We start from the raw sequence: 23,985 nt of genomic DNA on the forward strand, positions 1-23,985 counted from the left end.
GGAGATTGGGAATGAAAGGAAAAGAGCACATTACAAGCCTCAAAAGTGCTTGTTCACAATGTTTTCATTTTTAAAATTCGATAGAATCTGCTAAGATCATTGTCATAGCTGACGTTCTCGACGATTTTTCATGAAATATGATTCAATTTACAGGTAACAAGCTCATTAAAGTTTGTTTAATTTAGTTATAAAAAGAAAGGGAACGTTTTCATATGGTGAAAAAACGTGTATAATTTCATAAAAGAATGTCATTTTGATGTAGATTGAAAAATTATGTGTCTCTTTTCATCGTTTTAATGACAAATAGGATATTATTTTCCTCGTATCTGACATGTCTCTATCCAATTGGTGAATGCTATAGATATGAAGTGTATTTGAAGGAGTGATTTATGTGAATAATGTTACAATATATGATGTAGCAAGAGAAGCAAATGTAAGTATGGCAACGGTATCACGCGTAGTGAATGGTAATCCGAATGTAAAACCAACAACAAGAAAAAAGGTACTTGAAGCGATTGATCGTCTTGGCTACCGTCCGAATGCTGTGGCACGAGGCCTTGCAAGTAAAAAAACTACAACAGTTGGGGTGATCATCCCTGATATTTCTAGTATCTTCTATTCGGAGCTTGCTCGCGGAATTGAAGATATCGCCACGATGTATAAGTACAACATCATTTTAAGCAACTCAGATCAAAATACCGATAAAGAGCTTCATCTATTAAATACAATGCTAGGTAAACAAGTAGATGGGATTGTCTTTATGGGCGGAAACATCACAGATGTGCTTGTTGAAGAATTTAAGCGCTCTCCTGTGCCAATTGTTCTTGCAGCATCTGTTGAAGAGCAGGCTCAAACACCATCTGTCAATATCAACTACGAGCAAGCGATTTATGATTCAGTTCAGCTTTTAGTTGAGAAAGGACATAAGCGAATTGCCTTCGTATCTGGCCCAATGTCAGAACCGATTAACTCTATGAGAAAGCTTGCAGGTTATAAGCGTGCGCTTGAAGAAGCGGGCATCGCATTTGACGATGCGCTCGTCGCTGAAGGCGATTACTCCTATGATTCTGGAATTGAATCACTTGCTCATTTACTTGAGCAGTCTGACAAGCCGACAGCTGTTATTGCGGCTACCGATGAAATGGCGCTAGGTGTCATTCACGGAGCACAAGATAGAGGCGTATCGATTCCTGAGGACTTAGAAGTGATTGGCTTTGATAACACGAGACTTTCTCTCATGGTGCGTCCTCAGCTGACAACAGTTGTTCAGCCGACCTATGATATTGGCGCTGTCGCAATGAGACTGCTGACAAAGCTGATGAACAAAGAACAAGTGGACGATCAAATTGTTGAGCTTCCGCACAGAATTGAAGAAAGACAATCAACAAAATAAAACGAAAAAGCAGGCTTACACATTAGTGAATGCCTGCTTTTCTTATGCATTTTTCTTTTCTCTTCTTACAGGCATAAGTGCTTTTTCTACAGTTTGAGCATTCTTTTCTGTGATTTCTGCTTTTCTTGGGATCGGTGGATATAAATCGTCAGGGTCCCCCCATGTCGATGGCAGGCTGACAGGCGATTGTTTATGCCAAGCCTGAACCCAGTCCTGAGGCAGTTCAGCCGGCGGTGTGATGCCTTTCATCTCAAGCCAAATCCGGCTCCATGCCCTTGGAACGACACGCCAAATATCATATCCCCCTCCGCCAACAGCAATCCATTTGCCATCACAATATTGATGCGCTAACTCATGGGCAAGTCTAGGAATTTCCTCATATATTTTCATGGTGGCAGATAAATGGGTTAACGGATCATAGTAGTGTGCATCCGCGCCGTTTTGCGTCAAAATCACATCTGGTTTAAAAAAAGCAGCAATTTCAGTCACTGCTGTTCGGTATGCTTCGAGGAACGATTCGTCTTCTGTAAATGCATCAAGCGGAATATTATAGGCGTAGCCATAGCCTTTATCGTGACCTCTTTCCTGTACTTGTCCAGTTCCAGGGAACAAGTAGCGCCCCGTTTCATGAATAGAGACCGTACAGACCTCTGGGTCGTCATAGAAGCTGAATTGTACACCATCTCCATGATGGGCATCTGTATCAATATATAAAATTCTTGCACCATATGTCTTTTGAATATATTGTATTGCCACGGAGCTGTCATTATATATACAAAAGCCAGATGCACGTCCTTTAAACCCGTGGTGAAGTCCGCCGCCAAGATTGAGTGCATGCTGCGAGTGTCCCATCATTACTTGGTCAACGGCTGTTAATGTCCCGCCAACAAGGAGAGAAGCTGCCTCATGCATACCTGCAAACATCGGTGTATCCTCCGTGCCAAGGCCGTAGCGTTCACCCTCTGCTGTAGAGAGCTTTCCTTCACTAGCCCGCTGCACAGCTTGAATATAATCGGCTGTATGGACGAGCTTTAATTCCTCCAGTGTCGCCATACGCGGTGCGACGATCTCATCATCTGTTAACGCCTTCATTTTTTGAAGAAGATCATATGTTAAGTAGACACGAAGCTGATTGAAGGGATGGTCTTGGTGAAATTGGTACGTTTGAAAAGAGGGTGAAAAAACAAAGGTCGCTTCCTTCATTTGATCGTCTGCTCCATTGGCCACAGCACCTTATAGCCTTTTGCACGAATCAGCTTCGTCACATGATCTGCATGAATGGTTTGAAGGCGGAATACGAGCACTTTAGAGGCTTCATTTGCATGCGGATACACGAGCACACTCAGCATTTGAATATGCTGCTCCTTTAAAATGGCCGTAATGTCTGCGAGGCCTTCTGTCATCTGGTCCACTTCAACCTCTAAGTGTGACCCAGGCTGATCTGCACCTGTCAGTCTGACAAACGTACGAAGCAAATCAGTCTTTGTGATAATGCCTACGAGCTTGCCTCGTCTCACCACTGGAAGGCAGCCAATTCCGTGTTCAAAAAAGACACTTGAAATCTCTTCAACGAAATCAAGCGGATGAGCAGTGATCGTCTCTAATACCATGATCTCTTCAACAGGACGCTGAATAAAGAGCTGCCTTTTTTCTGTTTCAAATATACTTGGACTGGCATTTTTAATATCCCGGTCTGTCACCATCCCAATGACAGAACCTTGATCAGATACGATCGGAATATGCCGAATGTGATGTGCACTCATTTTTTGAATGGCTTCTTCAATCGTATCGGTTTTTCGCAGCGTGATCACATCACGCTCCATAATTTGTTCAATCATCATTGTTTACCAATCCCCTTTGCCAAAAAAACGAATTGAACGTTAATACATAAAGCGTTGATGGAAGCGAAGACGATCGAAACGCTCAATCGAATCAGGATTCACATTTTTCCCGATTCTGGCCATTAAACAATTGGCTGGATGTGAGCTGATCTCTGGCTCGTCTGTTGCAAACCAGACAAGACCGCCTGCGTTCATCATTTTCTCCATCATTTTGCGGTACTCCCACACGTTTTTCTTTGTCCCCTTTAAATCCCAATGCCAGTAATATTCAGTTGTAATGATGATATAATTCTCCATTTGCTCATCCATCATGCTCACATCAAGTAAATGCTTGCCAAGTGAGCAGCCTCTAAATGGAGGAGCGACCTCAATCGCGCCAAGCTCGATTAAATTGTCCATTTTACCCTCTGACCAGCGCTCAAGCGGATCAGGATACAAATACGTGACATAGCCTACGACAAGCTCATCCATTCTTGCAATGATAATACGTCCTTCTGGAAGGTCTGCTATTTCAACAAGTGCTTGTTTCTGTTCCTCAGGCGTGCGAAATGCCGTCAGTCCTTCATGAAAGGTATAGTTCGCAAGCTCTGGTGCAGGTACCGGACCTTCAATAAGGATGGAACCTGTTTCTTGCTCAATGGTTTTTGAATAATAAGTTTTAGGATGCTCCACGTATCCACCGCCTCAAATTCTAGTGAGTCGTCTCTATTTTATCTTAAAACTTGCAAGAATTAAAACGGTTTCACCATAAGTTTTTTAAAAATTGAGAAAAAAAGTCATCTATACTATAATGGTCATTGTAAACGTATGCAAAGGGGGACTGTTTGATGAAATTGGAAACGCTGCCATCAGTAAAAGGGGACTATCATTTAAATGATTATGAGCAGGCATACAAAGAATTTTCATGGGAGGAAGCAAGAAAAAACTTCTCGTGGTATGAAACAGGAAACATAAATGCAGCCTATGAAGCGATTGACAGACATGCGGACTCGTTTCGTAAGAACAAGGTGGCGCTTCACTACAAAGATTCACAGCGTGATGAAAAGTATACGTTCAGGGATATGAAAATCAACACAAATAAAGCGGGAAATCTATTCAGAGAAAAGGCGCATGTGCAAAAAGGGGATCGCGTATTTATCTTTATGCCAAGATCACCTGAGCTCTATTTTCTTCTGCTTGGCGCAGTCAAAATTGGTGCGATCGTTGGTCCGTTATTTGAGGCATTTATGGAAGGAGCGGTCAAAGACCGTTTAGAAAATAGTGAGGCGAAGGTCATTGTGACAACGCCGGATCTGCTTGAACGCATTCCGTTTGCAGAGCTTCCGAAGCTTGAATCCGTCATCATTGTCGGCGGTGAAAAGGAAGACGTCGATGGCGTTCGGACAATCCATTACGAAGAGGCGTTTGAGCAGGCAGCAAAGGACCTTGAGATTGAATGGATGGATGAAAAAGACGGCTTTCTGCTTCATTACACGTCAGGGTCCACAGGTACGCCAAAAGGTGTGCTGCATGTCCATGGCGCAATGGTGCAGCAAGACCAGACCGGTAAATGGGTGCTTGATCTGAAAGAAGACGACGTCTACTGGTGTACAGCTGACCCAGGCTGGGTAACAGGCACAGTGTACGGCATTTTTTCACCGTGGTTAAATGGGGCGACGAATGTCATTTTAGGCGGCAGGTTTAACCCTGATACGTGGTATGAAACCATTGAATCACTAGGTGTGACCGTTTGGTACAGTGCTCCGACTGCCTTTAGAATGCTGATGGGAGCAGGAGATGACCTTATTCAAAAATATGATCTCAGCTCGCTCCGTCATGTGTTAAGTGTAGGTGAGCCTCTAAATCCAGAAGTCATCCGATGGGGAGACGCTGTATTTGGCAAACGAATTCATGACACTTGGTGGATGACTGAAACCGGTGCACAGCTGATTTGTAATTATCCATGCATGGACATCAAACCAGGTTCAATGGGGAAACCGATTCCAGGCGTAGAAGCTGCGATTGTCGATAATGCCGGAAATGAACTCCCGCCATACCGGATGGGCAACCTCGCCATCAAAAAAGGCTGGCCGTCTATGATGCATACGATCTGGAACAATCCTGAAAAATATGAATCTTACTTTATGCCGGGAGATTGGTATGTTTCAGGAGATTCAGCTTATATGGACGAAGACGGATACTTTTGGTTCCAGGGACGTGTCGATGATGTGATCATGACATCAGGAGAGCGGGTTGGTCCTTTTGAGGTGGAAAGTAAGCTGGTCGAACATCCGGCCATTGCAGAGGCTGGTGTCATTGGAAAACCAGATCCAGTCCGCGGTGAAATTATTAAAGCATTCATTGCGCTCAGAAGCGGTTATGAGCCGACAGATGAGCTGAAAGAAGAAATTCGTACGTTTGTGAAAAAAGGACTCGCTGCACATGCGGCACCGAGAGAAATCGAGTTTAAAGACAAACTACCTAAAACGCGAAGCGGAAAAATTATGAGACGTGTGCTAAAGGCGTGGGAACTGAATTTACCGGCTGGCGACCTATCGACAATGGAAGATTAATTTTTTTCATCAGTTGACTTGATACCAAAAGTATGTTTAAAATGACATTAGTTGAATATGTAAAGGTTTTGACTGAGATTCAGTAGAATTATCTTTCCCTGTCCAAGAGAGCTGACGGCTGGTGCGAGTCGGTACAAAGAGATATTCGAATTACCCTCACGAACCGCTTTTACGAAAAGGAGCATGCATGCTGCCCTGATTAGTGAAAGAACGGATCTGTCCGTTATCAGTGTAAGTGAAAAGACGTGATTTGTTGTCTTTTAAGCAGGGTGGTACCGCGATATATATCGTCCCTTCGTTCATTCGAAGGGGCGTTTTTTATGTTGAATTGTAAAAAAAGGAGAATTGGATATGAGTCAATTGATGGAAGAGTTATCGTTCAGAGGATTAATTCAGCAGCAAACAGATGAAGAAGGTTTAACAAAATTATTAGCAGAAGAAAAAATCAAGCTTTACTCCGGCTTTGATCCGACAGCTGACAGCTTGCACATTGGTCATCTATTGCCAATTTTAACATTACGCAGATTCCAGGAAGCGGGCCATCACCCGATTGCTCTTGTTGGCGGCGCGACTGGACTGATCGGCGATCCTAGCTTCAAAAAAGCAGAACGTTCACTAAACCCAGCAGAAATCGTAGAGCAGTGGTCAGATAAAATCAAAGGACAGCTGTCGCAATTTCTTGATTTTGAAGCAGACGAGAACCCAGCCGTAATCGTGAATAACTACGACTGGATCAGCCAGATGAATGTCATCACGTTCCTTCGTGATATTGGAAAGAACTTCGGTGTGAACTTCATGCTGGCAAAAGATATCGTCAGCTCGCGTATCGAGACAGGAATTTCGTACACAGAGTTCAGCTACGTCATCCTGCAATCTTTAGACTTCTTAAACCTTTACAGAAATGAAAACTGTAAGCTGCAAATTGGCGGAAGTGACCAGTGGGGAAATATCACATCTGGACTTGAGCTGATTCGTAAGTCTGAAGCAGAAGGGGCAAAAGCATTCGGTCTAACGATGCCGCTTGTCACTAAAGCAGATGGCACGAAGTTCGGTAAAACAGAAGGCGGCGCCATCTGGTTAGATAAAGAAAAAACGTCTCCATATGAGTTCTACCAATTCTGGATCAACACAGATGACCGTGACGTCGTGAAATACTTAAAATACTTTACGTTCTTATCGAAAGAAGAGATCGCATCGTACGAAGAAAAAGTACAAACAGCACCTGAAAAGCGTGAAGCACAGCGCCGTCTAGCAGAGGAAGTCACAACACTTGTACATGGACGTGAATCACTAGAACAGGCTGTCAACATCTCAAATGCGCTATTCAAAGGCGAGATCAAATCTCTTTCAGCCGAAGAAGTCAAAGTAGGCTTTAAAGATGTTCCATCAATGGAGAAAAGCAGCACAGAAGAATTAACACTTGTCGATGTCCTTGTTGAATCAAAGCTGTCTCCATCAAAACGTCAAGCACGTGAAGACATCACAAATGGTGCAGTTTCCATCAACGGAGAGAGACAAACCGATAAAGACTACGTCCTTTCAGCTGAAGATCGAATTGAAAACCAATTTACCGTCTTAAGAAGAGGGAAAAAGAAATACTTCCTTGTGAATTACAAATAAGAACGATGTGCAGCCGGCTGCGATAACCGGCTGCTTTTTTTATGCAAAATGAGAGATGAGTGCTCTTTGAAGAGTCTAATAGACTGTTCAAAGAGACTTTGTCTAGTCTTTTGGCATTGGCGTTGAGAGAGTCAAAGGTGCTTTTTCATTATTTATTTTCTATAAATTGATTGAACAAACAGTGCCTTGTTCACTTTTTTTTACATATTTTTCTTGTATAAAATAGAGTCGAATAAGATGAATAAGGGGGAATGAAAGTGATTCGTTTTAAGAAAAGGAGTTTGCAAATTCTTGTTGTGCTTGCATTGGTGATGGGTTCAATGGCCTTCATCCAGCCAAAAGAGATCAGAGCGGCTGAGCATAATCCGGTTGTGATGGTACATGGCATGGGCGGTGCGTCTTATAACTTTGCTTCGATTAAAAGTTACTTGGTATCACAAGGATGGGATCGAAACCAATTATTTGCTATCGATTTCATAGACAAAACAGGTAATAACCGCAACAATGGTCCGCGTCTATCCAGATTCGTCAAAGATGTGCTAGCCAAAACAGGTGCCAAAAAAGTTGATATTGTGGCTCATAGTATGGGCGGAGCGAACACGTTATACTATATTAAGAATCTAGACGGCGGCGATAAAATAGAAAACGTCGTTACACTTGGTGGAGCGAACGGACTCGTTTCACTCAGAGCATTACCAGGCACCGATCCAAATCAAAAAATCCTTTACACCTCTGTCTATAGCTCAGCCGATCTTATCGTCGTCAACAGCCTCTCGCGTTTAATTGGCGCAAGAAACGTCCTCATTCACGGCGTTGGTCACATCGGTCTATTAGCTTCAAGCCAAGTCAAAGGCTATATCAAAGAAGGACTGAATGGCGGGGGACAGAATACGAATTAAAAAATGAAAAAAGACAGCGACTTGTGCTGTCTTTTTTTGATGTCATCGGACATATGACAGCTGCTAGATGATGAAAGAAGGTTATAATGGAGGTAAAATGATGACACAAAAACTCAAGCAATATTTTTTAGGATATTTCCTCTATTATCCGTGCTCATTTCTCCTCATTTATTTCATCTGGATGAAGTTTGTTAAATCAGTTCAAATAGGCGAGGTGATGTCCAACTGTACATCAATCATTGGTATCTATTACATCGTTGCCAGTGTGTGGTTTGTTTTTTGATGCAAAAACAGGCAAAACATCATTAAAAGCATGTACAAATGGATCACCATTCCTTACACTACATGTAGTAAATGAGAATCTACGGAGGTGGGCGTTTGTGCAAAAGAATCAAAAGGCTTTGCTCATTGTGGATGTACAGAAGGCGTTCGAGCATGAAAAATGGGGAGAACGAAATAATCTAGATGCAGAGAAAAATATCAGTCGTTTATTGACGTTTTGGAGAGAGAAAGGCTGGACAGTGATTCATATTCAGCATACATCTGACAAGCCGGACTCCTTATTTCATCCGGCAAATGAAGGGCATCTTTTCAAAGATATCGCCAAACCGCTAGAGGAAGAAACGGTGATACGAAAGAAAGTCAACAGCAGCTTTATTGGCACAAACTTGGAGGAACAACTAAGATCAAACGAGATCGACACTGTTGTAATCGCAGGATTAACAACACCGCACTGCGTATCTACAACAACAAGAATGAGCGGCAATCTAGGCTTTGATACATATCTCATTTCTGATGCATCTGCTGCCTTTGGACTAACAGATCAAAACGGTACATATTATGATCCCGAAATGATTCATCGGCTATCACTTGCTACATTGCATGATGAATTTGCTACTGTCATGACAACAGATCAATTGATTAGTAATTGGATGGTAAAATAAAAGATATCGCTATACGCTTAATAATACTTGAGTGAACCATGGAACAAAAAAATCCTCTGGAATTCTAGGGGATTTTTTTCATGATAGATTATATAGTTTTGGATAGCTTCTTGAGACAGGCTAGTCATCATGAAAAAGTTTAGCGCAAAATACAATCAAATTTTCACAACCAAAAGACTTTTGGAATACTATAGAAATTTATTTATTCTACGCTTATCTTTATTCTTTGTACGTTTTACTTATCTGCACCTATTTACAGATGTAACATATGAATAATGATAAAGGAGATGAACAACTGATGGGTTGTGATAAGTATAAAAAATGCCCTTATTGTAAACAGAAACTATCAAAATCAAACTGTTGCATCATTTGTGAAACAAAAGTAATTGTAGGGCGACGAGGATTACGGGGATTACGAGGGATTCGAGGAGCTACAGGAGCTACAGGAGTTACAGGAGCCACTGGACCTACAGGGGCCGCAGAAGCCACCGGAGCTACAGGAGCCACTGGAGCCACTGGTCCAACAGGAGCCACAGGAGATACCGGAGCAATCGGTCCAACAGGTGCTACAGGAGATACCGGAGCGATTGGTCCAACAGGAGCCACGGGAGATATCGGAGCCACGGGAGCAACGGGTGCCACGGGAGATATCGGAGCCACGGGAGCAACGGGTGCCACGGGAGATATCGGAGCCACTGGTCCAACAGGAGCTACAGGAAATACCGGAGCAATCGGTCCAACAGGGGCTACAGGAGATATCGGAGCGACGGGAGCGATCGGTCCAACGGGTGCCACGGGAGATACCGGAGCGACGGGAGCGATCGGTCCAACAGGAGCAACGGGAGCCACGGGAGATATCGGAGCCACTGGTCCGACAGGGGCTACAGGAGATACGGGAGCGACGGGAGCAATCGGTCCAACAGGTGCTACAGGAGATACGGGAGCAATCGGTCCAACAGGAGCAACGGGAGCCACGGGAGATATCGGAGCCACTGGTCCAACGGGAGCCACGGGAGATATCGGAGCCACTGGTCCGACAGGGGCTACAGGAGATACGGGAGCGACGGGAGCAATCGGTCCAACAGGTGCTACAGGAGATACGGGAGCAATCGGTCCAACAGGAGCAACGGGAGCCACGGGAGATATCGGAGCCACTGGTCCAACGGGAGCCACGGGAGATATCGGAGCCACTGGTCCGACAGGGGCTACAGGAGATACGGGAGCGACGGGAGCAATCGGTCCAACAGGTGCTACAGGAGATACGGGAGCAATCGGTCCAACAGGAGCAACGGGAGCCACGGGAGATATCGGAGCCACTGGTCCAACGGGAGCCACGGGAGATATCGGAGCCACTGGTCCAACGGGAGCCACGGGAGATATCGGAGCCACTGGTCCGACAGGGGCTACAGGAGATACCGGAGCGACCGGTCCAACAGGAGCCACGGGAGTCACAGGTGCAGGGCTAGCTGAATTTGCATATGTATACAATCTAAGTGCTCAAACAGTAGCTTTAGAAGCCCCGGTGATTTTTGACTCAACTGGAATTACTACTCCTGGTATTACACATGCCCCTGGAACTTCTCAAATTATAGTGACCAATCCAGGAAACTATGAGGTTACTTTTTCAGTTTCTGGCGTAGAGCCAAATCAATTCACCCTATTTGTAAATGGTGCTCCTGTGACGAACACAGTTTATGGGTCAGGAGCTGGTACTCAACAGAATAACGGCCAGGCAATCCTCGCTCTAGCAGCGGGTGACACGCTTACTCTTGTAAACCATACTTCCGCAGCAGCAGTTACTCTTCAAACCCTAGCAGGAGGGACTCAAACAAACGTGAACGCTTCTATTGTTATTAAAAAATTAGACTAACTTAAATGTTTAGAGATGCTTATAGAAGCACTCAAAAGGACCTTTTCATTTGAATATCTTTTTCAGCCGTTTCTTGGAAGTCTTGCCCGGTGCTCGTCTTGTGCATAGTCTGTTTCCCATTATATGTTTTAAATTCATTTGTTCATACGAGAATACAAACAAAAAACCCTAGACCACCTTGAACAATCAAGGTCTCTAGGGTTTGTTTGATTTCTCTTTAAGAGAGTAATGAAATTAACGAGAGTAGAACTCAACGATTAGTTGTTCGCTGATTTCAGGCGCTAATTCAGAACGCTCTGGAAGACGAGTGAAAGTTCCTTCAAGCTTTTCAGCATCGAAAGAAAGATATTCAGGAACGAAGTTGTTTACTTCAACTGATTCTTTCACAACTGCAAGGTTTTGAGATTTCTCACGAAGAGCAATCGTTTGACCTGGTTTCACAGAGAAAGATGGGATGTCTACACGGCTTCCATCAACAAGGATGTGACCATGGTTGACTAGCTGACGAGCTTGGCGGCGAGTACGAGCAAGGCCAAGACGGTATACTAGGTTGTCAAGGCGAGTTTCAAGAAGAATCATGAAGTTTTCACCTTGTTTACCAGGAAGTTTAGCAGCTTTGTCAAATAGTGTACGGAATTGACGTTCGTTGACACCGTACATGTGACGAAGCTTTTGCTTCTCTTGTAATTGTAAACCGTATTCAGATAGTTTTTTGCGTTGTCCTGGACCATGTGGGCCTGGAGCGTAAGGGCGTTTTTCAAGTTCCTTACCTGTTCCGCTTAATGAAATGCCTAAACGGCGGGAAATCTTCCAACTTGGACCTGTATAGCGAGCCATAATGTGACTCCTCCTTATTTGTTTTTATTTGTGAAAAATAAAAACCGTCTGTTCTTTGTCTTTTCCGTCATTATGTTTTCATGCATCCTCGCTCCAGCAGCAGGGAGTTACAAGATGCACCTTCAAATAGAAGGAACAAAATGATACAAAAAAGCCGAACAAAAAGGCTGCCATATTTCACACAAATTCTATTATATGACGCTGGATAGGAGAAGTCAACCTATTTAGAGGCAGACGTGACGCTTCACGTCATGCGAAGAAAATAAAAAAGCAGACAATGTGCCTGCTTTTTTGCAAGATTACGCATCTGTAGAGATGGATAACGCCTTTTGGAGCACCTCGGTAAATTGAATTAAGTAGGTTTCATCTATTTCACTGAAACGGTCTTTCACGGGGCTGTCAATGTCGAGTACCCCAATGATCTGTCCATTTACCTTGAGCGGAACGACAATTTCAGATTGCGATGCTGCATCACATGCGATATGTCCAGGGAATGCATGCACATCAGCGATACGCTGGACTTCACCTGTTGCAAACGCAGTACCGCAAACGCCTTTTCCAGACGGGATTCGCACACATGCAGGCAGTCCGTTAAACGGTCCGAGCACAAGCTCGCCCCCTTTAGCCAAATAAAATCCAGCCCAATTGACCTCTGGGAGTGAATGGTACAATAGCGCCGCAGCATTTGCCAAATTGGCAATCAGATCAGGCTCACCATCTGTAATGGCTTCAACCTGTTTAACAAGCAATTGATAGTCTTTTGATGGATCGCCAGACTGTTTTTCGACATGAAACATGAAAATCTCCTACTTTCTATCTCAAAAATACATAACTTGCGTCTCGCATGTGGGATTTGTCGAGCAATTGTAAAAGGAACTTCCGCCTTCATCTTGAAGTATGTACACATGAAGAGGGGTGAGCGGATGAAAACATCAACAACCGTGCAAACAAAAGACCGTATTATTGAAGCTTCCATCAGACTTTTTAACCAAAAAGGATTTTCTGGAACCTCTGTCCGTGAGATTGCGAAGGAAGCAAACGTCAACGTTGCCCACATATCTTATTACTTTCAAGGAAAAGGAGGGCTGCTTGAGCAGCTTGTATCCGATTTTTATGAAGGCTATATTCACATGATTGAATCACATATCCATCACATGGAAACTCGTCACGCAAAAGAATGTTTACTTCATGTGGTTTTTGATATTTTATCTTATCAGCACGAACACCGTCAATTAACCCGTTTTGTTTATCGAGAGGTGACGATTGATTCGACGCTCATTAGAGAAATTATGTCGACCTATTTAACAAAAGAAAAATATTTGTTTCAGCTCATCATTGAAAAAGGGAAAAACACCCATGTGATTTGTGAGCAGCTCTCACTCTCATCGTTTATGATTCAACTGAAATCACTACTCATGATGCCCTATTTACAGCCGCAATATTTAACAGAGGTGCTTTATTTGAATCCAAATGAGCCATATTTCTATCAAATGTATTTTAAGGAACTAAGCCGCTCGCTTCATCATTTACTAGAACCAAAAAAGCCGGCATTAGATTCTCACTTAAAACTCATGATGTCTTCGAATTGATCATAAGCATATCCGAGATCTTCCGCTTGATGGGCATCAGACCCGAATATGAGCGGAATTTTTTTCTGTTTTGCAAGATCAATCATCCATTGATCTAAATAGATACTTCTGGCATATGTTTTACGAAGACCTGATGTATTAAAATCTAAGGACATGCCTTTTTTTGCCGTTTCTTCAAGACAAAGGGTGACCTTTTGACAAAGTTCAGGTGTCATCTCAAATGGGAAAAGCTGTTTGAATTTCTGCACAAGGGTGATATGACCGATTCTCTTTGGCTTATAGCGACTTAAAGATGATAGAATAGAAGAATGAATTTGGTCATAGTAGCTTTGATAGACCTGTTCGATGCTGCCATAGGCGCTTATTAGCTGCTTGAAGGCATGCTCGTCAAAATCAAGGCAAATATAATCATCGCCAGCAGGAAGAAAGTGAACAGATAAAATGCTATCGTCTAGTTCTGGACCGTAGCAGTCTAAAAAGGCACTTGTTTCCTCTTCATACTCTTTGATATAGTCAACCTCAAGCCCAGTTTTTACTATTAATTGGCCTTTGTATTCCTGTTTCAGCTGATCCAATTTCGTTATATACGAGTCAAGTTCTTGGAGCTTCATGGCACTATCCTGCTCTGGTGTTGGATCTCGAAACGATGGAGGCAGAGGGGCATGCTCGGTAAAGGTTATGGAATCAAATCCCTTTTTGATGGCTTTTTCAATATAAGAATGAAATGAATCAAGCGAGCCGTGCGGGCAAAACGGTGTATGTAGATGTGCATCCTGCTTCAGCATGTCGTCACCTCTTGTCGATATTTTGAAAAACGTGATGTTTATCAGCGAAAATAATGAAAAATCATGACCAAAAATGCTGGTTACATGGTATCATAATAACAATGAAAACGACAGCTTCCGCATACATAAAAGCAGGTCACATGGATACGTGTGATCAAATGATAGAAAGCGCTCAAATACTTTCTTGAAAAACATACATAAAACCGTGAATGGATGGTATTGGAAAACATACGATCCTGTTTATAAAAAGACAAATGCAAAGCGGACACGAAAGGGTTCTCAGGTCTACTCGGGACACTTTTACCCTGACATCACTTAGATCACAACAAGGGGGCTCATTATGGAGTTTATCATCGGTTTAATTGTCATTTTGCTTGCTTTGTTTTCAGTCGGTTATTTCCTGCGAAAAAATATATATAAAGAGATTGACCGATTGGAAGCATGGAAAATTGAAATTTTAAACAGATCAATTGTAGAAGAAATTTCAAAAATCAAACATTTAAAAATGACCGGAGAAACAGAGCAATTTTTTGAAAGATGGCGTGCAGAGTGGGACGATATCGTCACAGCCCATCTTCCAAAGGTAGAGGAGCTATTATATGATGCAGAAGAGTATTCTGATAAATATCGATTCTCCAAAGCCAAGCAGGTTCTTACGCATATTGAGGACTTGCTGAGTGCTGCTGATTCGAACATTGAAGACATTTTAAAAGAAATTGCAGACCTTGTCACAAGCGAGGAGCAAAATCGCAAGGATATTGAAAAGGTCAAAGAGCAATATCAAACGGTTCGAAAAAATCTGCTTGCGTACAGCCATTTATATGGCACCCTATATGACAAAATGGAGCAGGACTTAGATGAGGCCTGGGAAGGGATCAAGCAGTACGAGGAAGAAACAGAAAACGGAAACTACATGAAAGCAAGAAAGATTTTGCTTGAGCAAGACCGCAGACTCGACCAGCTTCAGCTATATATCAATGATGTACCAAAGCTTATTGCAGACTGCAAACAGACCGTACCAGGTCAGCTGACGAAGCTGAAAGACGGATATCAAGAAATGACAGAAAAAGGCTACAAGCTGGAGCATATCCAGATCACGAAAGAGCTGGAGACTTTAAACAAACAGCTTGCGAGAGCGGAAAAATTGCTCATTGATGAACTCAATTTAGAAGAGGCATCAAGCATTCTGCAAATGATCAATGATGCGATTGAGACGCTGTATGATCAGCTGGAGGCGGAAGTAGAAGCAGGTCAGGAAATCAAAAGCAAAATGCCTGAGCTCACAGAAGCATTCGAGAAGATCGAACAAGATCACACACAAACAAAGGCAGAAACGGCTCTTGTGAAAGAAAGCTACAAGCTGACAGCAGGAGAGCTCGATCAACAGAAAGCATTCGAAAAACGTTTAGAAGAAATTGAAAAGCTGATGAAACAAATCCGCGAGAAGCTTGATCGTGACCACGTGGCATATTCATTATTAATGGATGAAATCAATCAGCTGGAGACGTTTATCGATGATGCAAAAGCATTGCATGACACATTTAAAGGTCATCTACAATCATTAAGAAAAGAAGAATTACAAGCGAGAGAAACACTGGCTGAGCTCAAAACCATGCTGACAGATACAGTCCGCCAGCTGCATAAAAGCAATATCCCAGGTGTACCTGCTGAGATGAAAGAGCGGGCTGAAAAAGCGCAGGAGATGATCCAGCAAGTGCATGAGCAGCTGGAAAACCTGCCGCTCAACATGCCGGCAGTGAATCAACAATTAAAAGAAGCCTCTGACACAGTCAGAAATGTTGTGGATGAGACAGAAGAAATGCTCAGTAAAGTGGATCAAATTGAACGAATCATTCAATACGGCAATCGTTTTAGAAGCCAAAACCACATTCTTTCAGAACAACTAAAAGAGGCGGAACGAAGATTTTACGCTTACGATTACAACGGATCATTTGATATAGCAGCTGCGGCTGTTGAAAAAACATCACCCGGAGCTGTCCAAAAGCTGTTAGCTCAGCAAGAAAAAGAGTATCAGCACCAATAAAAAAGCTGAAGTCCATTTACAGGACTTCAGCTTTTTTCTGTTAAGATGCTTGTTTCTCCCGCTTTTGGGAAGCAGAAGAAGTGAAAAGAGAAAGAACGAACCCAATGACCACTCCGAAAATAGCAGGAACAACCCAGCCAATACCAAGGTCATATAAAGGTAATATCGTTTGAAAGAGTTCCTCCACTGGTCCAATCGGGAGTTTCGCTGCTACTAAGCCGTCAAACAAACTGACGCAGCCAGTTAAAATCAGAGTAAGGACATAAACAGGTCTTCTTTGACCAAGCCATTTATCTGCCAGCGATAACACAATGATGACAATCGCTAGCGGGTAAATGGCAGTTAAAACTGGTACAGAGAAAGCGATAATATGAGCAAGTCCAAAATTTGAAATGATAAAACTAAATAATGTCACTAGTGTTACGACCATTTTATAAGAAAGTTTAGGTAATAAATTTGAGAAATACTCTCCGCATGATGTAACGAGACCGATACTTGTTGTTAAACAAGCAACCGTAATCGCGGCACCCAACACAATATTTCCTAAACTGCCAAATAGGAATTGAGAAGACTGAGCCAAGATTTTACTGCCATCTCCAACAAAACCAATGGCGTGTGTACTTGAAGCGCCTAAATAAGCAAGAGATAGATAAACAAATGTTAATCCGCAAGCTGCAATCAGACCCGCTTTGATACAAGCAGAAGTCAGTGCCTTTTTACTTGTCACACCGCGTCCTTTAATGGCGTTGATGACAACAACCCCAAACACAATAGAAGCAAGAGCATCCATTGTTTTATAGCCCTCTAGAAATCCTTTGAAAAATGATCCGCTGCTATAGGATACATCAGGTGTGCCAACGGCGCCCATCGGCGTTAAAATGGCTTTGACAATAATAATAAAAATAATCGTAAATTTAATTGGTGTTAACACTTTCCCTACACGATCCACAATCTTCGTTGGATTTAGAGCAAGATAATATGTAATACCAAAAAAGACAAGTGTGAATAAAAGAAGTGAGAGCCAAGCTGGTACACCTGCTAAAAAGGGTAATGCACCAATTTCATATGAAACCGTTCCTGTACGAGGAATAGCGAAAAGCGGCCCAATAGATAAATATAAAATGACGGTAAACGCTGTTCCAAAAGCTGGGTGAGCTTTATCAGCTAATCCTTTCGCATCTCGACCTGTTAAAGCGATCGCAATAATCCCTAGAAGAGGTAAACCGACACCTGTTAATAAAAATCCGCCCATTGCTTTCCACACATTTTGCCCAGCATATTGCCCAAGCTCTGGTGGATAAATCATATTTCCGGCGCCGAAGAATAGAGCAAATAACATAAAACCGATAATAACTGTATCTTTCGTCGACAAAGTTGCCTTCATTGCATTTAAAGCCTCCATTATTATGTTGAAATATTCTGTTAATTAGTTGCTAAGTAACCGTTCATCATTAACATTCACTAATTATAAAGGATGTACGCCTGATGTCAACATGTGTTTTCGTACAAAAGTCATGAATTTTTCTATTTTAGTATATGGAGAACAATAAAAAACATCCCCTTCCAATGAAGAAGGGGATGTTTCGGTTTATGACTATGAGGCGAGCTGTTTGGGCGGGCTGGTAAACATCGAAATAAGTAAACCAACCACAGCACCGATAATAGCTGGTAAGATCCAGCCAATGCCTAAATCGTAAAACGGTACGATTGAATCTAAGATGTCAGGCAAGTCACCGAGGTTCACTTTGGCAGCTAATAATCCATCAATGATGGCAAAGAAACCAGTAAAGATAAGAGATACGATATAAATGAGTCTTCTTCCGTTAATCCAGCGATCAAGGAATGACAATAAAATAATGACAATTGCCAGTGGATAGATTGTCACAAGAACTGGAACAGATAGAGAGATAATTTGTGCCAAACCAAGGTTTGCAACCAGTGTACTAAATAAAGAAACAATTAGAACGACTGTGCGATAAGAAAGGCTAGGGATGAGCTTTGAAAAATATTCTCCACAGGATGAAATAAGTCCAACACTAGTCGTTAAACAAGCGAATAAAATGGCTGCGCCAAGTACAATGTTTCCAGCAGAACCGAATAAAAAGTTGGCAGAAAGTGAAAGCAGTTTGCCGCCGTCATTTGCTCCAACCATTCCCGTCGCATCGGGACTTGAAGCACCCACATAAGCAAGTGAAATGTACACCAATGCCAGCCCAACAGCTGCCACGAGTCCTGCTTTAATACAAGCCGCTGCAAGAGATTTACGCTCCGTGATGCCTCTTTCCTTAACAGCCGTCACCACGACGATCCCAAATACGATAGAAGCAAGAGCATCCATTGTTTTATAGCCTTCTAAAAATCCAGTGAAGAGCGGGTTTGCTTCATATGTTGCATCAGGAGCACCGATCATTCCCATTGGCGTAGCAATGGCTTTAATGACAATAATGGCAATAACAGTTAATAAGATCGGTGTCAAAATTTTACCAATTCGATCAACCAGCTTTGAAGGATTTAAAGCAAGCAGGTATGAAATAGTGAAAAACACAACGGTAAAGATGAATAGTGGTACCCATGAAGTGGACTGTGCCCCTGACAGAAATGGAGCTAATCCTATCTCGTATGAAACCGTACCAGTTCGCGGAATAGCGAAAAATGGTCCGATGGATAAATACAGAATAACGGTGAAGATGGTCCCGAATTTTGGGTGCGCTTTATCCGCAAGGCCTTTTGCACCGGTACCTGTAAGGGCGACTGCAATCACCCCTAGAAGCGGAAGACCTACTCCTGTGAGTAAAAATCCACCGATGGCAAGCCATACATTCTCACCCGCATATTGTCCAAGAACAGGTGGGAAAATCATATTTCCTGCGCCAAAGAATAATGCAAAAAGCATTAGACCAATGGCTAGCGTCTCTTTTATACTTAAACTATTTTTCAAAATAGTTCCTCCTTAATCAGTGTAGTGTGTCAAATTAAAATATTCTGACAATTTGGATGATCGTGTGACAATTGCACTATGGATGATATAGTGAAAATGAAAAGTTGTCAACTGCCATTTTCAGAAAATTCTCTGTCTGACTTCATTATGGTAACATATAAATGCATTTATTTTTTAAGCTTTTTGTAAGGAGTTACAATATGATCTATCTTGATAATAGTGCAACAACCAAGCCTTATCCAGAGGTTTTACAAGTATATCAGCAAGTGAGTGAGCGTTTTTTTGGTAATCCGTCTTCGCTTCATCAGCTCGGAATTGATGCCAGCCGGCTGCTAAGTGAAACGAGAAAACAAATGCTTCACTATACAGGATTGAAACAATATGAGATTATTTTCACTTCTGGCGCAACAGAAGCAAATAACATTGCCATTAAAGGAGCAGCTCTAGCCAAAATGAACCGGGGGAAACATATTGTGACAACAGCAATTGAACACCCCTCTGTCATCGAATCGTTTGAACAGCTGAAGGCTTTATTTGGTTTTGATATCTCCTATATTCAAGTAAATGAGCATGGCCATGCTGATATGAATCATTTAAAAGAAGTGCTACGCCCTGATACAGTACTGGTCAGCATGATGCATGTCAATAACGAAACGGGTGCCATCCAGCCGATTGAAGAAGCTGCTGGCATCATTCGTGAGCATGCCGAAAATGCCCTTTTTCATGTCGACGGGGTCCAGGGAATGTGCAGAGTAGCACTTAATAAACAGCTGGATGTGGATCTTTTGACGATATCTGGCCACAAAATTCATGGCTTAAAAGGGACAGGAGCGCTCTTTTTAAAAAAAGATGTTGTGCTTGCCCCTTTCATCACAGGAGGGGAGCAGGAATTAGGACTACGGTCAGGTACTGAAAACCCTGCTGGTGCTGTCAGCTTAGCAAAAGCCATGAAACAATCATTCGAACGGCTGAAAAATTATCATGATGAAATGCTTAACTTAAAAACGCAGCTGCAAAAACAGCTTGGAGAAATAGAAGGTATTGTCATCAACACACCGCTGACGCAAAGTGCGCCGCACATTGTGAATTTTTCAGTGCCAGGTATTCAAATCGAGGTTCTTCTCCATATGCTTGAAAAAGAAGGCATGTATGTCTCGACAACCTCTGCCTGCTCAGCCAAGAAAAAAGAGCCAAGCCGTGTGCTGCTAGCGATGGGGAAAGCAGAAGAAGTGGCCAAAAGCAGTATGAGAATCAGTTTGACATTTGGACAAGGACCAGAGCTAGCGCCGCAAATCATCACATCGATCGCACAAAGTGTAAAAAAACTAAAAGGAATGAGATAACAGCATGAAATATGATCATATTTTAGTCCGTTTTGGTGAGATTTCAACAAAAGGGAAGAATAGAAAGAAATTTATTGAAAAACTAAGGCAGCATATCCGGTTTGTATTGAAAGACTTTGAAGCATTAAAGTATGCATCTGACAGAGACCGCATCACGATCATGCTGAACGGAGAAGACCCTGAACCGATTTCAGAACAGCTTAAAGGTGTATTTGGCATACAAAGCTTTAGTCTTGCGGTGAAATGTGAGACAAATCTCGATGCCATCAAAGAAGCGTCACTCACAGCGGTACAGGAAGTATATGAACAAGGAAATACATTTAAGGTCTCAACGAAACGCTCTTATAAACAATTTGAACTTGATTCAAATGAAATGAACCGCGAAATTGGCGGACATGTGCTGAAGAATACGGAAAACTTAACGGTCAATGTCAAACAGCCGGATGTACATTTGCGCATTGAAATAAGAGAACATGCGACGTATATTACATTTAAAGATGTCAAGGGTGCTGGCGGCCTGCCCGTTGGTTCAAGCGGAAGAGCGATGCTCATGCTTTCAGGCGGCTTTGACAGCCCAGTTGCCGGCTATCAAGCGATGAAACGCGGGATTCAAATTGAGGCTGTACATTTCTTTAGCCCCCCATATACAAGTGAACGTGCCAAGCAAAAGGTCATTGATCTTACAGAATGCTTAGCAGCATATGGAGGCGAAGTGAAGCTTCACATCGTTCCTTTTACAAAAATTCAAGAGCTGATTCACAAACAAGTACCTGAAAACTATACGATGACATCAACAAGAAGAATGATGCTGAAAATAGCTGATAAAATAAGAGCGAAGCGTGATGCTCTTGCGATTATTACTGGTGAAAGCCTTGGACAAGTCGCAAGTCAGACACTGGAAAGCATGTATGCGATTAACCATGTGACCAATACACCAATCATTCGACCGCTCATTGCTGTTGATAAAAATGACATTATTGATGAAGCGAGACGAATTGGCACTTACGAGACAAGTATTCAGCCTTTCGAGGATTGCTGCACGATCTTTACGCCGCCATCTCCTAAAACAAAACCAAAGCTTGAGAAAGTAGAACGCTACGAAAGCTTTGCTGATTTCGAGCCGATGCTCGACGAGGCAGTGGATCAAATGGAAACGATCATCGTCACAAATGAGAAGAAAGCGGCAGACGAATTCGCTGATTTATTCTAAAACAAAAATTTCATAATAATTACCATAAAATCAACCGCATGAAGTCATGTGTTTCTACACATTCTATATTCACAAGGAGGTGAGAACACATGGCTCAACAAAACAGACAAAGCAGTTCTAACCAATTACTAGTACCAGGCGCTGCACAAGCAATCGACCAAATGAAGTACGAAATCGCTTCTGAATTCGGTGTAAACCTTGGTGCAGAAACAACATCTCGCGCTAACGGATCAGTTGGTGGAGAAATCACTAAGCGTCTTGTATCTTACGCTCAACAACATATGGGTGGCGGATCTTTCTAAGACACACAATTAAAAAGTTATGGCTTAGGAGCGGGATCATTCCCGCTCTTTTCTTTTTGTACATAAAAATAGTTTGAATATTTCTAAAAAAGAAGACGAATGAAAAAAATTATGGCATAATACTAGGAGTAGGTCCTAATTCAAGCATTTTTCAGTTATGAGTGTTAGAATAGGTAAATTGAAACATGTTTCGTTTCATAGAAAGAGGCTAAAAGGAGCTGTACCATGAAAAGAGAAGACTTAATTGCACCAGAACAATATAACTTAGTCAGTGAGATTGAAGCGTTCAGTCATGACAAGGAGAAAATGGCCCTGCACTGGCAGGATGGAAATGGCCACGAAGCGCATGTGACGTATGCAGCTTTAGTGGAAGAAGCAAATAAAATTGGTCATGTATTATTAAATGCAGGCTTTAAAAAAGGCGATAAAATCATTGTGATGGTGCCGCGCATGCTAGAGGCATACAGCATTTATTTAGCAATTTTGAAAACAGGAATGGTCGTCATTCCTTGTTCAGAAATGCTGCGTGCAAAAGATTTAGATTACCGAATTGAACATGCAGAAGCAAAGGGAGCGATTGTTTACTCTTCATTCATTCAATCGTTCGACGGAACCAATCAGCCAAACGAATTTAAAACATTCTCAATCGGTGAAAACGATTATGGCTGGACAAATATTCTAGCGCAAAAGGATCAACAATCAAGTGAGCTGCAAATGGCTCCAACAACACGTACAGACATGGCGTTCTTATCCTATACATCTGGTACGACAGGTCATCCAAAAGGGGTTGTTCATACACACGGATGGGCGTATGCACATTTACGCACAGCTGCCAAAGCATGGCTCTCTATTAATGAGGGAGATAAAGTATGGGCGACAGCAGGACCAGGCTGGCAAAAATGGGTGTGGAGCCCTCTCTTATCAGTGTTAGGAAGTGGAGCAGAAGGCTTTGTATACGGAGGGAAATTCAATCCAAATACGTACTTAGAGCTGCTTCAAAAAAATGAAATCAATGTCCTATGCTGTACCCCGACAGAATATCGTTTTATGGCGAAAGTAGATGACTTGAGTCAGTACGAGCTGCCAAAGCTGCATAGTGCCGTTTCTGCGGGAGAGCCGTTGAACCGTGAAGTCATTGATACATTCAAAAAGCATTTCGATATAGAAGTACGAGATGGCTATGGCCAAACAGAAAGCACACTGCTCGTAGGGGTGCTAAAAGGAATGGACATCAAGCCAGGCAGTATGGGAAAACCAACACCTGGCAACGAAGTCGAGATCATTGATGAGGACGGCAGCGTATGCGCTCCTGGAGAAGTTGGTGACATTGCGGTCCATCTCGAAACGCCGGCGCTATTTAAGGAATACTACAAAGATGAAGAGCGTACAAAAGCGCAGCGCCGCGGAAATTACTTTATTACCGGTGACCGCGCGAAAAAAGACGAAGATGGGTACTTCTGGTTTGAAAGCCGCAGAGATGATATCATCGTCAGCTCAGGCTATACCATTGGGCCGTTTGAAGTAGAAGATGCACTGATCAAACACCCAGCAGTCAAAGAATGTGCGGTTGTGGCTAGTCCAGATGAAATCAGAGGATCAATTGTGAAGGCATATGTCGTCCTGCGTGATGGATCAGCACAAAGTGATGAGCTGATCAAAGAGCTGCAGACACATGTGAAAAACACAACAGCACCTTACAAATACCCAAGAGAAATTGAATTCATTGACGAACTGCCAAAAACACCGTCAGCGAAAATCCGCCGTGTCGAGCTGAGAGAAAGAGAGCTTGCACGAAAAGGATCATGATGAATAAACGAA

Annotated in this window: 21 protein-coding genes and 1 other annotated feature; of the genes, 13 read left to right on the forward strand and 8 right to left on the reverse strand. The window is 42.6% G+C overall.

Features of this window, described 5'->3' with window-relative positions; all coding sequences use genetic code 11:
• Positions 1 to 391 precede the first annotated feature (391 nt).
• A complete protein-coding gene (ccpA, locus tag ACSSTM_RS17125; RefSeq protein WP_034665514.1) occupies positions 392 to 1,393 on the forward strand; it encodes a catabolite control protein A in 1,002 nt (333 codons plus the stop codon).
• Positions 1,394 to 1,435: 42 nt separating this feature from the next.
• On the opposite strand, the gene ACSSTM_RS17130 is transcribed toward ccpA, so the two are convergent.
• Genes ACSSTM_RS17130 through ACSSTM_RS17140 form a run of 3 tightly spaced genes read right to left on the reverse strand, consistent with a single transcriptional unit; the run spans position 1,436 to position 3,906 of the window.
• The gene (locus tag ACSSTM_RS17130) at positions 1,436 to 2,596 is read right to left on the reverse strand and encodes an acetoin utilization protein AcuC (RefSeq protein ID WP_066030541.1); all 1,161 of its coding nucleotides are present in this window, start codon (positions 2,594 to 2,596) and stop codon (positions 1,436 to 1,438) included.
• Positions 2,593 to 3,234, reverse strand: coding sequence for a CBS and ACT domain-containing protein (locus ACSSTM_RS17135; RefSeq protein WP_034665520.1), 642 nt, complete (start codon positions 3,232 to 3,234; stop codon positions 2,593 to 2,595). Before ACSSTM_RS17135 ends, ACSSTM_RS17130 begins: the two co-directional genes overlap by 4 nt.
• A 39-nt stretch (positions 3,235 to 3,273) precedes the next feature.
• Entirely contained in the window at positions 3,274 to 3,906 is a 633-nt protein-coding gene (locus tag ACSSTM_RS17140; protein WP_034665523.1) for a GNAT family N-acetyltransferase, read from the reverse strand.
• Between the two features lie 155 nt (positions 3,907 to 4,061).
• Here ACSSTM_RS17140 and acsA point away from each other — a divergent pair, with 155 nt between their 5' ends.
• The 6 genes from acsA (at position 4,062) to ACSSTM_RS17170 (ending at position 11,119) form a co-directional block, all read left to right on the forward strand.
• Positions 4,062 to 5,786 carry an acetate--CoA ligase gene (gene acsA, locus ACSSTM_RS17145; protein ID WP_034665526.1) on the forward strand — a complete coding sequence of 575 codons (1,725 nt, stop codon included), beginning with the start codon at positions 4,062 to 4,064 and terminating at the stop codon, positions 5,784 to 5,786.
• Positions 5,787 to 5,845: 59 nt separating this feature from the next.
• Positions 5,846 to 6,084, forward strand: a binding site (T-box leader).
• A 53-nt stretch (positions 6,085 to 6,137) separates the two neighbouring features.
• Positions 6,138 to 7,406: a tyrosine--tRNA ligase gene (tyrS, locus tag ACSSTM_RS17150; RefSeq protein WP_034665529.1), complete on the forward strand. Its 1,269-nt coding sequence runs from the start codon at positions 6,138 to 6,140 to the stop codon at positions 7,404 to 7,406.
• Positions 7,407 to 7,717: 311 nt separating this feature from the next.
• A complete protein-coding gene (locus ACSSTM_RS17155) occupies positions 7,718 to 8,305 on the forward strand; it encodes an esterase/lipase family protein (protein WP_370876317.1) in 588 nt (195 codons plus the stop codon).
• A gap of 100 nt (positions 8,306 to 8,405) precedes the next feature.
• Positions 8,406 to 8,588, forward strand: a complete 183-nt coding sequence (locus tag ACSSTM_RS17160) for a hypothetical protein (protein WP_437404257.1) — start codon at positions 8,406 to 8,408, stop codon at positions 8,586 to 8,588.
• A gap of 97 nt (positions 8,589 to 8,685) precedes the next feature.
• Positions 8,686 to 9,249 (forward strand): cysteine hydrolase family protein, encoded by a 564-nt coding sequence (locus tag ACSSTM_RS17165; protein WP_187704020.1) that lies wholly within the window; start codon positions 8,686 to 8,688, stop codon positions 9,247 to 9,249.
• A 298-nt stretch (positions 9,250 to 9,547) separates the two neighbouring features.
• Positions 9,548 to 11,119: a BclA C-terminal domain-containing protein gene (locus tag ACSSTM_RS17170; RefSeq protein WP_437404258.1), complete on the forward strand. Its 1,572-nt coding sequence runs from the start codon at positions 9,548 to 9,550 to the stop codon at positions 11,117 to 11,119.
• Between the two features lie 234 nt (positions 11,120 to 11,353).
• Here ACSSTM_RS17170 and rpsD read toward each other — a convergent pair whose 3' ends face one another.
• Together rpsD and ACSSTM_RS17180 are read right to left on the reverse strand one after the other, a co-directional pair.
• Positions 11,354 to 11,956, reverse strand: a complete 603-nt coding sequence (gene rpsD, locus ACSSTM_RS17175) for a 30S ribosomal protein S4 (protein WP_034661940.1) — start codon at positions 11,954 to 11,956, stop codon at positions 11,354 to 11,356.
• 299 nt (positions 11,957 to 12,255) lie between these two features.
• The gene (locus ACSSTM_RS17180; RefSeq protein ID WP_095285580.1) at positions 12,256 to 12,753 is read right to left on the reverse strand and encodes a GAF domain-containing protein; all 498 of its coding nucleotides are present in this window, start codon (positions 12,751 to 12,753) and stop codon (positions 12,256 to 12,258) included.
• 126 nt (positions 12,754 to 12,879) lie between these two features.
• Here ACSSTM_RS17180 and refZ point away from each other — a divergent pair, with 126 nt between their 5' ends.
• Complete coding sequence (gene refZ, locus ACSSTM_RS17185) at positions 12,880 to 13,545, forward strand: forespore capture DNA-binding protein RefZ (RefSeq protein WP_034661934.1); 666 nt, start codon at positions 12,880 to 12,882, stop codon at positions 13,543 to 13,545.
• Here the strand turns inward: refZ and hisJ are convergent.
• Entirely contained in the window at positions 13,515 to 14,330 is an 816-nt protein-coding gene (hisJ, locus tag ACSSTM_RS17190; RefSeq protein ID WP_437404259.1) for a histidinol-phosphatase HisJ, read from the reverse strand. The genes refZ and hisJ overlap by 31 nt on opposite strands.
• A 340-nt stretch (positions 14,331 to 14,670) precedes the next feature.
• Between hisJ and ezrA the strand changes: the two genes are divergently transcribed.
• A complete protein-coding gene (ezrA, locus tag ACSSTM_RS17195) occupies positions 14,671 to 16,374 on the forward strand; it encodes a septation ring formation regulator EzrA (RefSeq protein WP_034661928.1) in 1,704 nt (567 codons plus the stop codon).
• A gap of 40 nt (positions 16,375 to 16,414) precedes the next feature.
• Here the strand turns inward: ezrA and brnQ (ACSSTM_RS17200) are convergent, their stop codons facing one another.
• Complete coding sequence (gene brnQ, locus ACSSTM_RS17200) at positions 16,415 to 17,758, reverse strand: branched-chain amino acid transport system II carrier protein (RefSeq protein WP_106038067.1); 1,344 nt, start codon at positions 17,756 to 17,758, stop codon at positions 16,415 to 16,417.
• A gap of 210 nt (positions 17,759 to 17,968) precedes the next feature.
• The gene (brnQ, locus tag ACSSTM_RS17205; RefSeq protein WP_060597010.1) at positions 17,969 to 19,312 is read right to left on the reverse strand and encodes a branched-chain amino acid transport system II carrier protein; all 1,344 of its coding nucleotides are present in this window, start codon (positions 19,310 to 19,312) and stop codon (positions 17,969 to 17,971) included.
• A 200-nt stretch (positions 19,313 to 19,512) separates the two neighbouring features.
• On the opposite strand from brnQ (ACSSTM_RS17205), the gene ACSSTM_RS17210 reads away from it, so the two are divergent.
• From ACSSTM_RS17210 to mbcS, 4 genes are all read left to right on the forward strand, one after another.
• Complete coding sequence (locus ACSSTM_RS17210; protein ID WP_060597009.1) at positions 19,513 to 20,655, forward strand: cysteine desulfurase family protein; 1,143 nt, start codon at positions 19,513 to 19,515, stop codon at positions 20,653 to 20,655.
• 4 nt (positions 20,656 to 20,659) lie between these two features.
• Positions 20,660 to 21,865 carry a tRNA uracil 4-sulfurtransferase ThiI gene (gene thiI, locus ACSSTM_RS17215; RefSeq protein WP_066030552.1) on the forward strand — a complete coding sequence of 402 codons (1,206 nt, stop codon included), beginning with the start codon at positions 20,660 to 20,662 and terminating at the stop codon, positions 21,863 to 21,865.
• A gap of 89 nt (positions 21,866 to 21,954) precedes the next feature.
• Positions 21,955 to 22,167, forward strand: a complete 213-nt coding sequence (locus ACSSTM_RS17220) for an alpha/beta-type small acid-soluble spore protein (protein WP_024424829.1) — start codon at positions 21,955 to 21,957, stop codon at positions 22,165 to 22,167.
• A gap of 225 nt (positions 22,168 to 22,392) precedes the next feature.
• Positions 22,393 to 23,973, forward strand: coding sequence for an acyl-CoA synthetase MbcS (gene mbcS / locus ACSSTM_RS17225; protein ID WP_034661915.1), 1,581 nt, complete (start codon positions 22,393 to 22,395; stop codon positions 23,971 to 23,973).
• The last annotated feature ends 12 nt before the right edge of the window (positions 23,974 to 23,985 follow it).

Source organism: Bacillus sp. RK1064 (genome assembly GCF_051488405.1).
Classification (GTDB): domain Bacteria; phylum Bacillota; class Bacilli; order Bacillales; family Bacillaceae; genus Bacillus.

Coding starts and splice junctions, on each gene's coding strand:
- ACSSTM_RS17130 (WP_066030541.1), bottom strand. CDS start 2,596: ATGAAGGAAGCGACCTTTGTTTTTTCACCCTCTTTTCAAACGTACCAA.
- ACSSTM_RS17135 (WP_034665520.1), bottom strand. CDS start 3,234: ATGATGATTGAACAAATTATGGAGCGTGATGTGATCACGCTGCGAAAA.
- acsA (WP_034665526.1), top strand. CDS start 4,062: ATGAAATTGGAAACGCTGCCATCAGTAAAAGGGGACTATCATTTAAAT.
- tyrS (WP_034665529.1), top strand. CDS start 6,138: ATGAGTCAATTGATGGAAGAGTTATCGTTCAGAGGATTAATTCAGCAG.
- ACSSTM_RS17155 (WP_370876317.1), top strand. CDS start 7,718: ATGGGTTCAATGGCCTTCATCCAGCCAAAAGAGATCAGAGCGGCTGAG.
- ACSSTM_RS17160 (WP_437404257.1), top strand. CDS start 8,406: ATGACACAAAAACTCAAGCAATATTTTTTAGGATATTTCCTCTATTAT.
- ACSSTM_RS17170 (WP_437404258.1), top strand. CDS start 9,548: ATGGGTTGTGATAAGTATAAAAAATGCCCTTATTGTAAACAGAAACTA.
- rpsD (WP_034661940.1), bottom strand. CDS start 11,956: ATGGCTCGCTATACAGGTCCAAGTTGGAAGATTTCCCGCCGTTTAGGC.
- ACSSTM_RS17180 (WP_095285580.1), bottom strand. CDS start 12,753: ATGTTTCATGTCGAAAAACAGTCTGGCGATCCATCAAAAGACTATCAA.
- refZ (WP_034661934.1), top strand. CDS start 12,880: ATGAAAACATCAACAACCGTGCAAACAAAAGACCGTATTATTGAAGCT.
- hisJ (WP_437404259.1), bottom strand. CDS start 14,330: ATGCTGAAGCAGGATGCACATCTACATACACCGTTTTGCCCGCACGGC.
- ezrA (WP_034661928.1), top strand. CDS start 14,671: ATGGAGTTTATCATCGGTTTAATTGTCATTTTGCTTGCTTTGTTTTCA.
- brnQ (WP_106038067.1), bottom strand. CDS start 17,758: ATGAAGGCAACTTTGTCGACGAAAGATACAGTTATTATCGGTTTTATG.
- ACSSTM_RS17210 (WP_060597009.1), top strand. CDS start 19,513: ATGATCTATCTTGATAATAGTGCAACAACCAAGCCTTATCCAGAGGTT.
- thiI (WP_066030552.1), top strand. CDS start 20,660: ATGAAATATGATCATATTTTAGTCCGTTTTGGTGAGATTTCAACAAAA.
- ACSSTM_RS17220 (WP_024424829.1), top strand. CDS start 21,955: ATGGCTCAACAAAACAGACAAAGCAGTTCTAACCAATTACTAGTACCA.
- mbcS (WP_034661915.1), top strand. CDS start 22,393: ATGAAAAGAGAAGACTTAATTGCACCAGAACAATATAACTTAGTCAGT.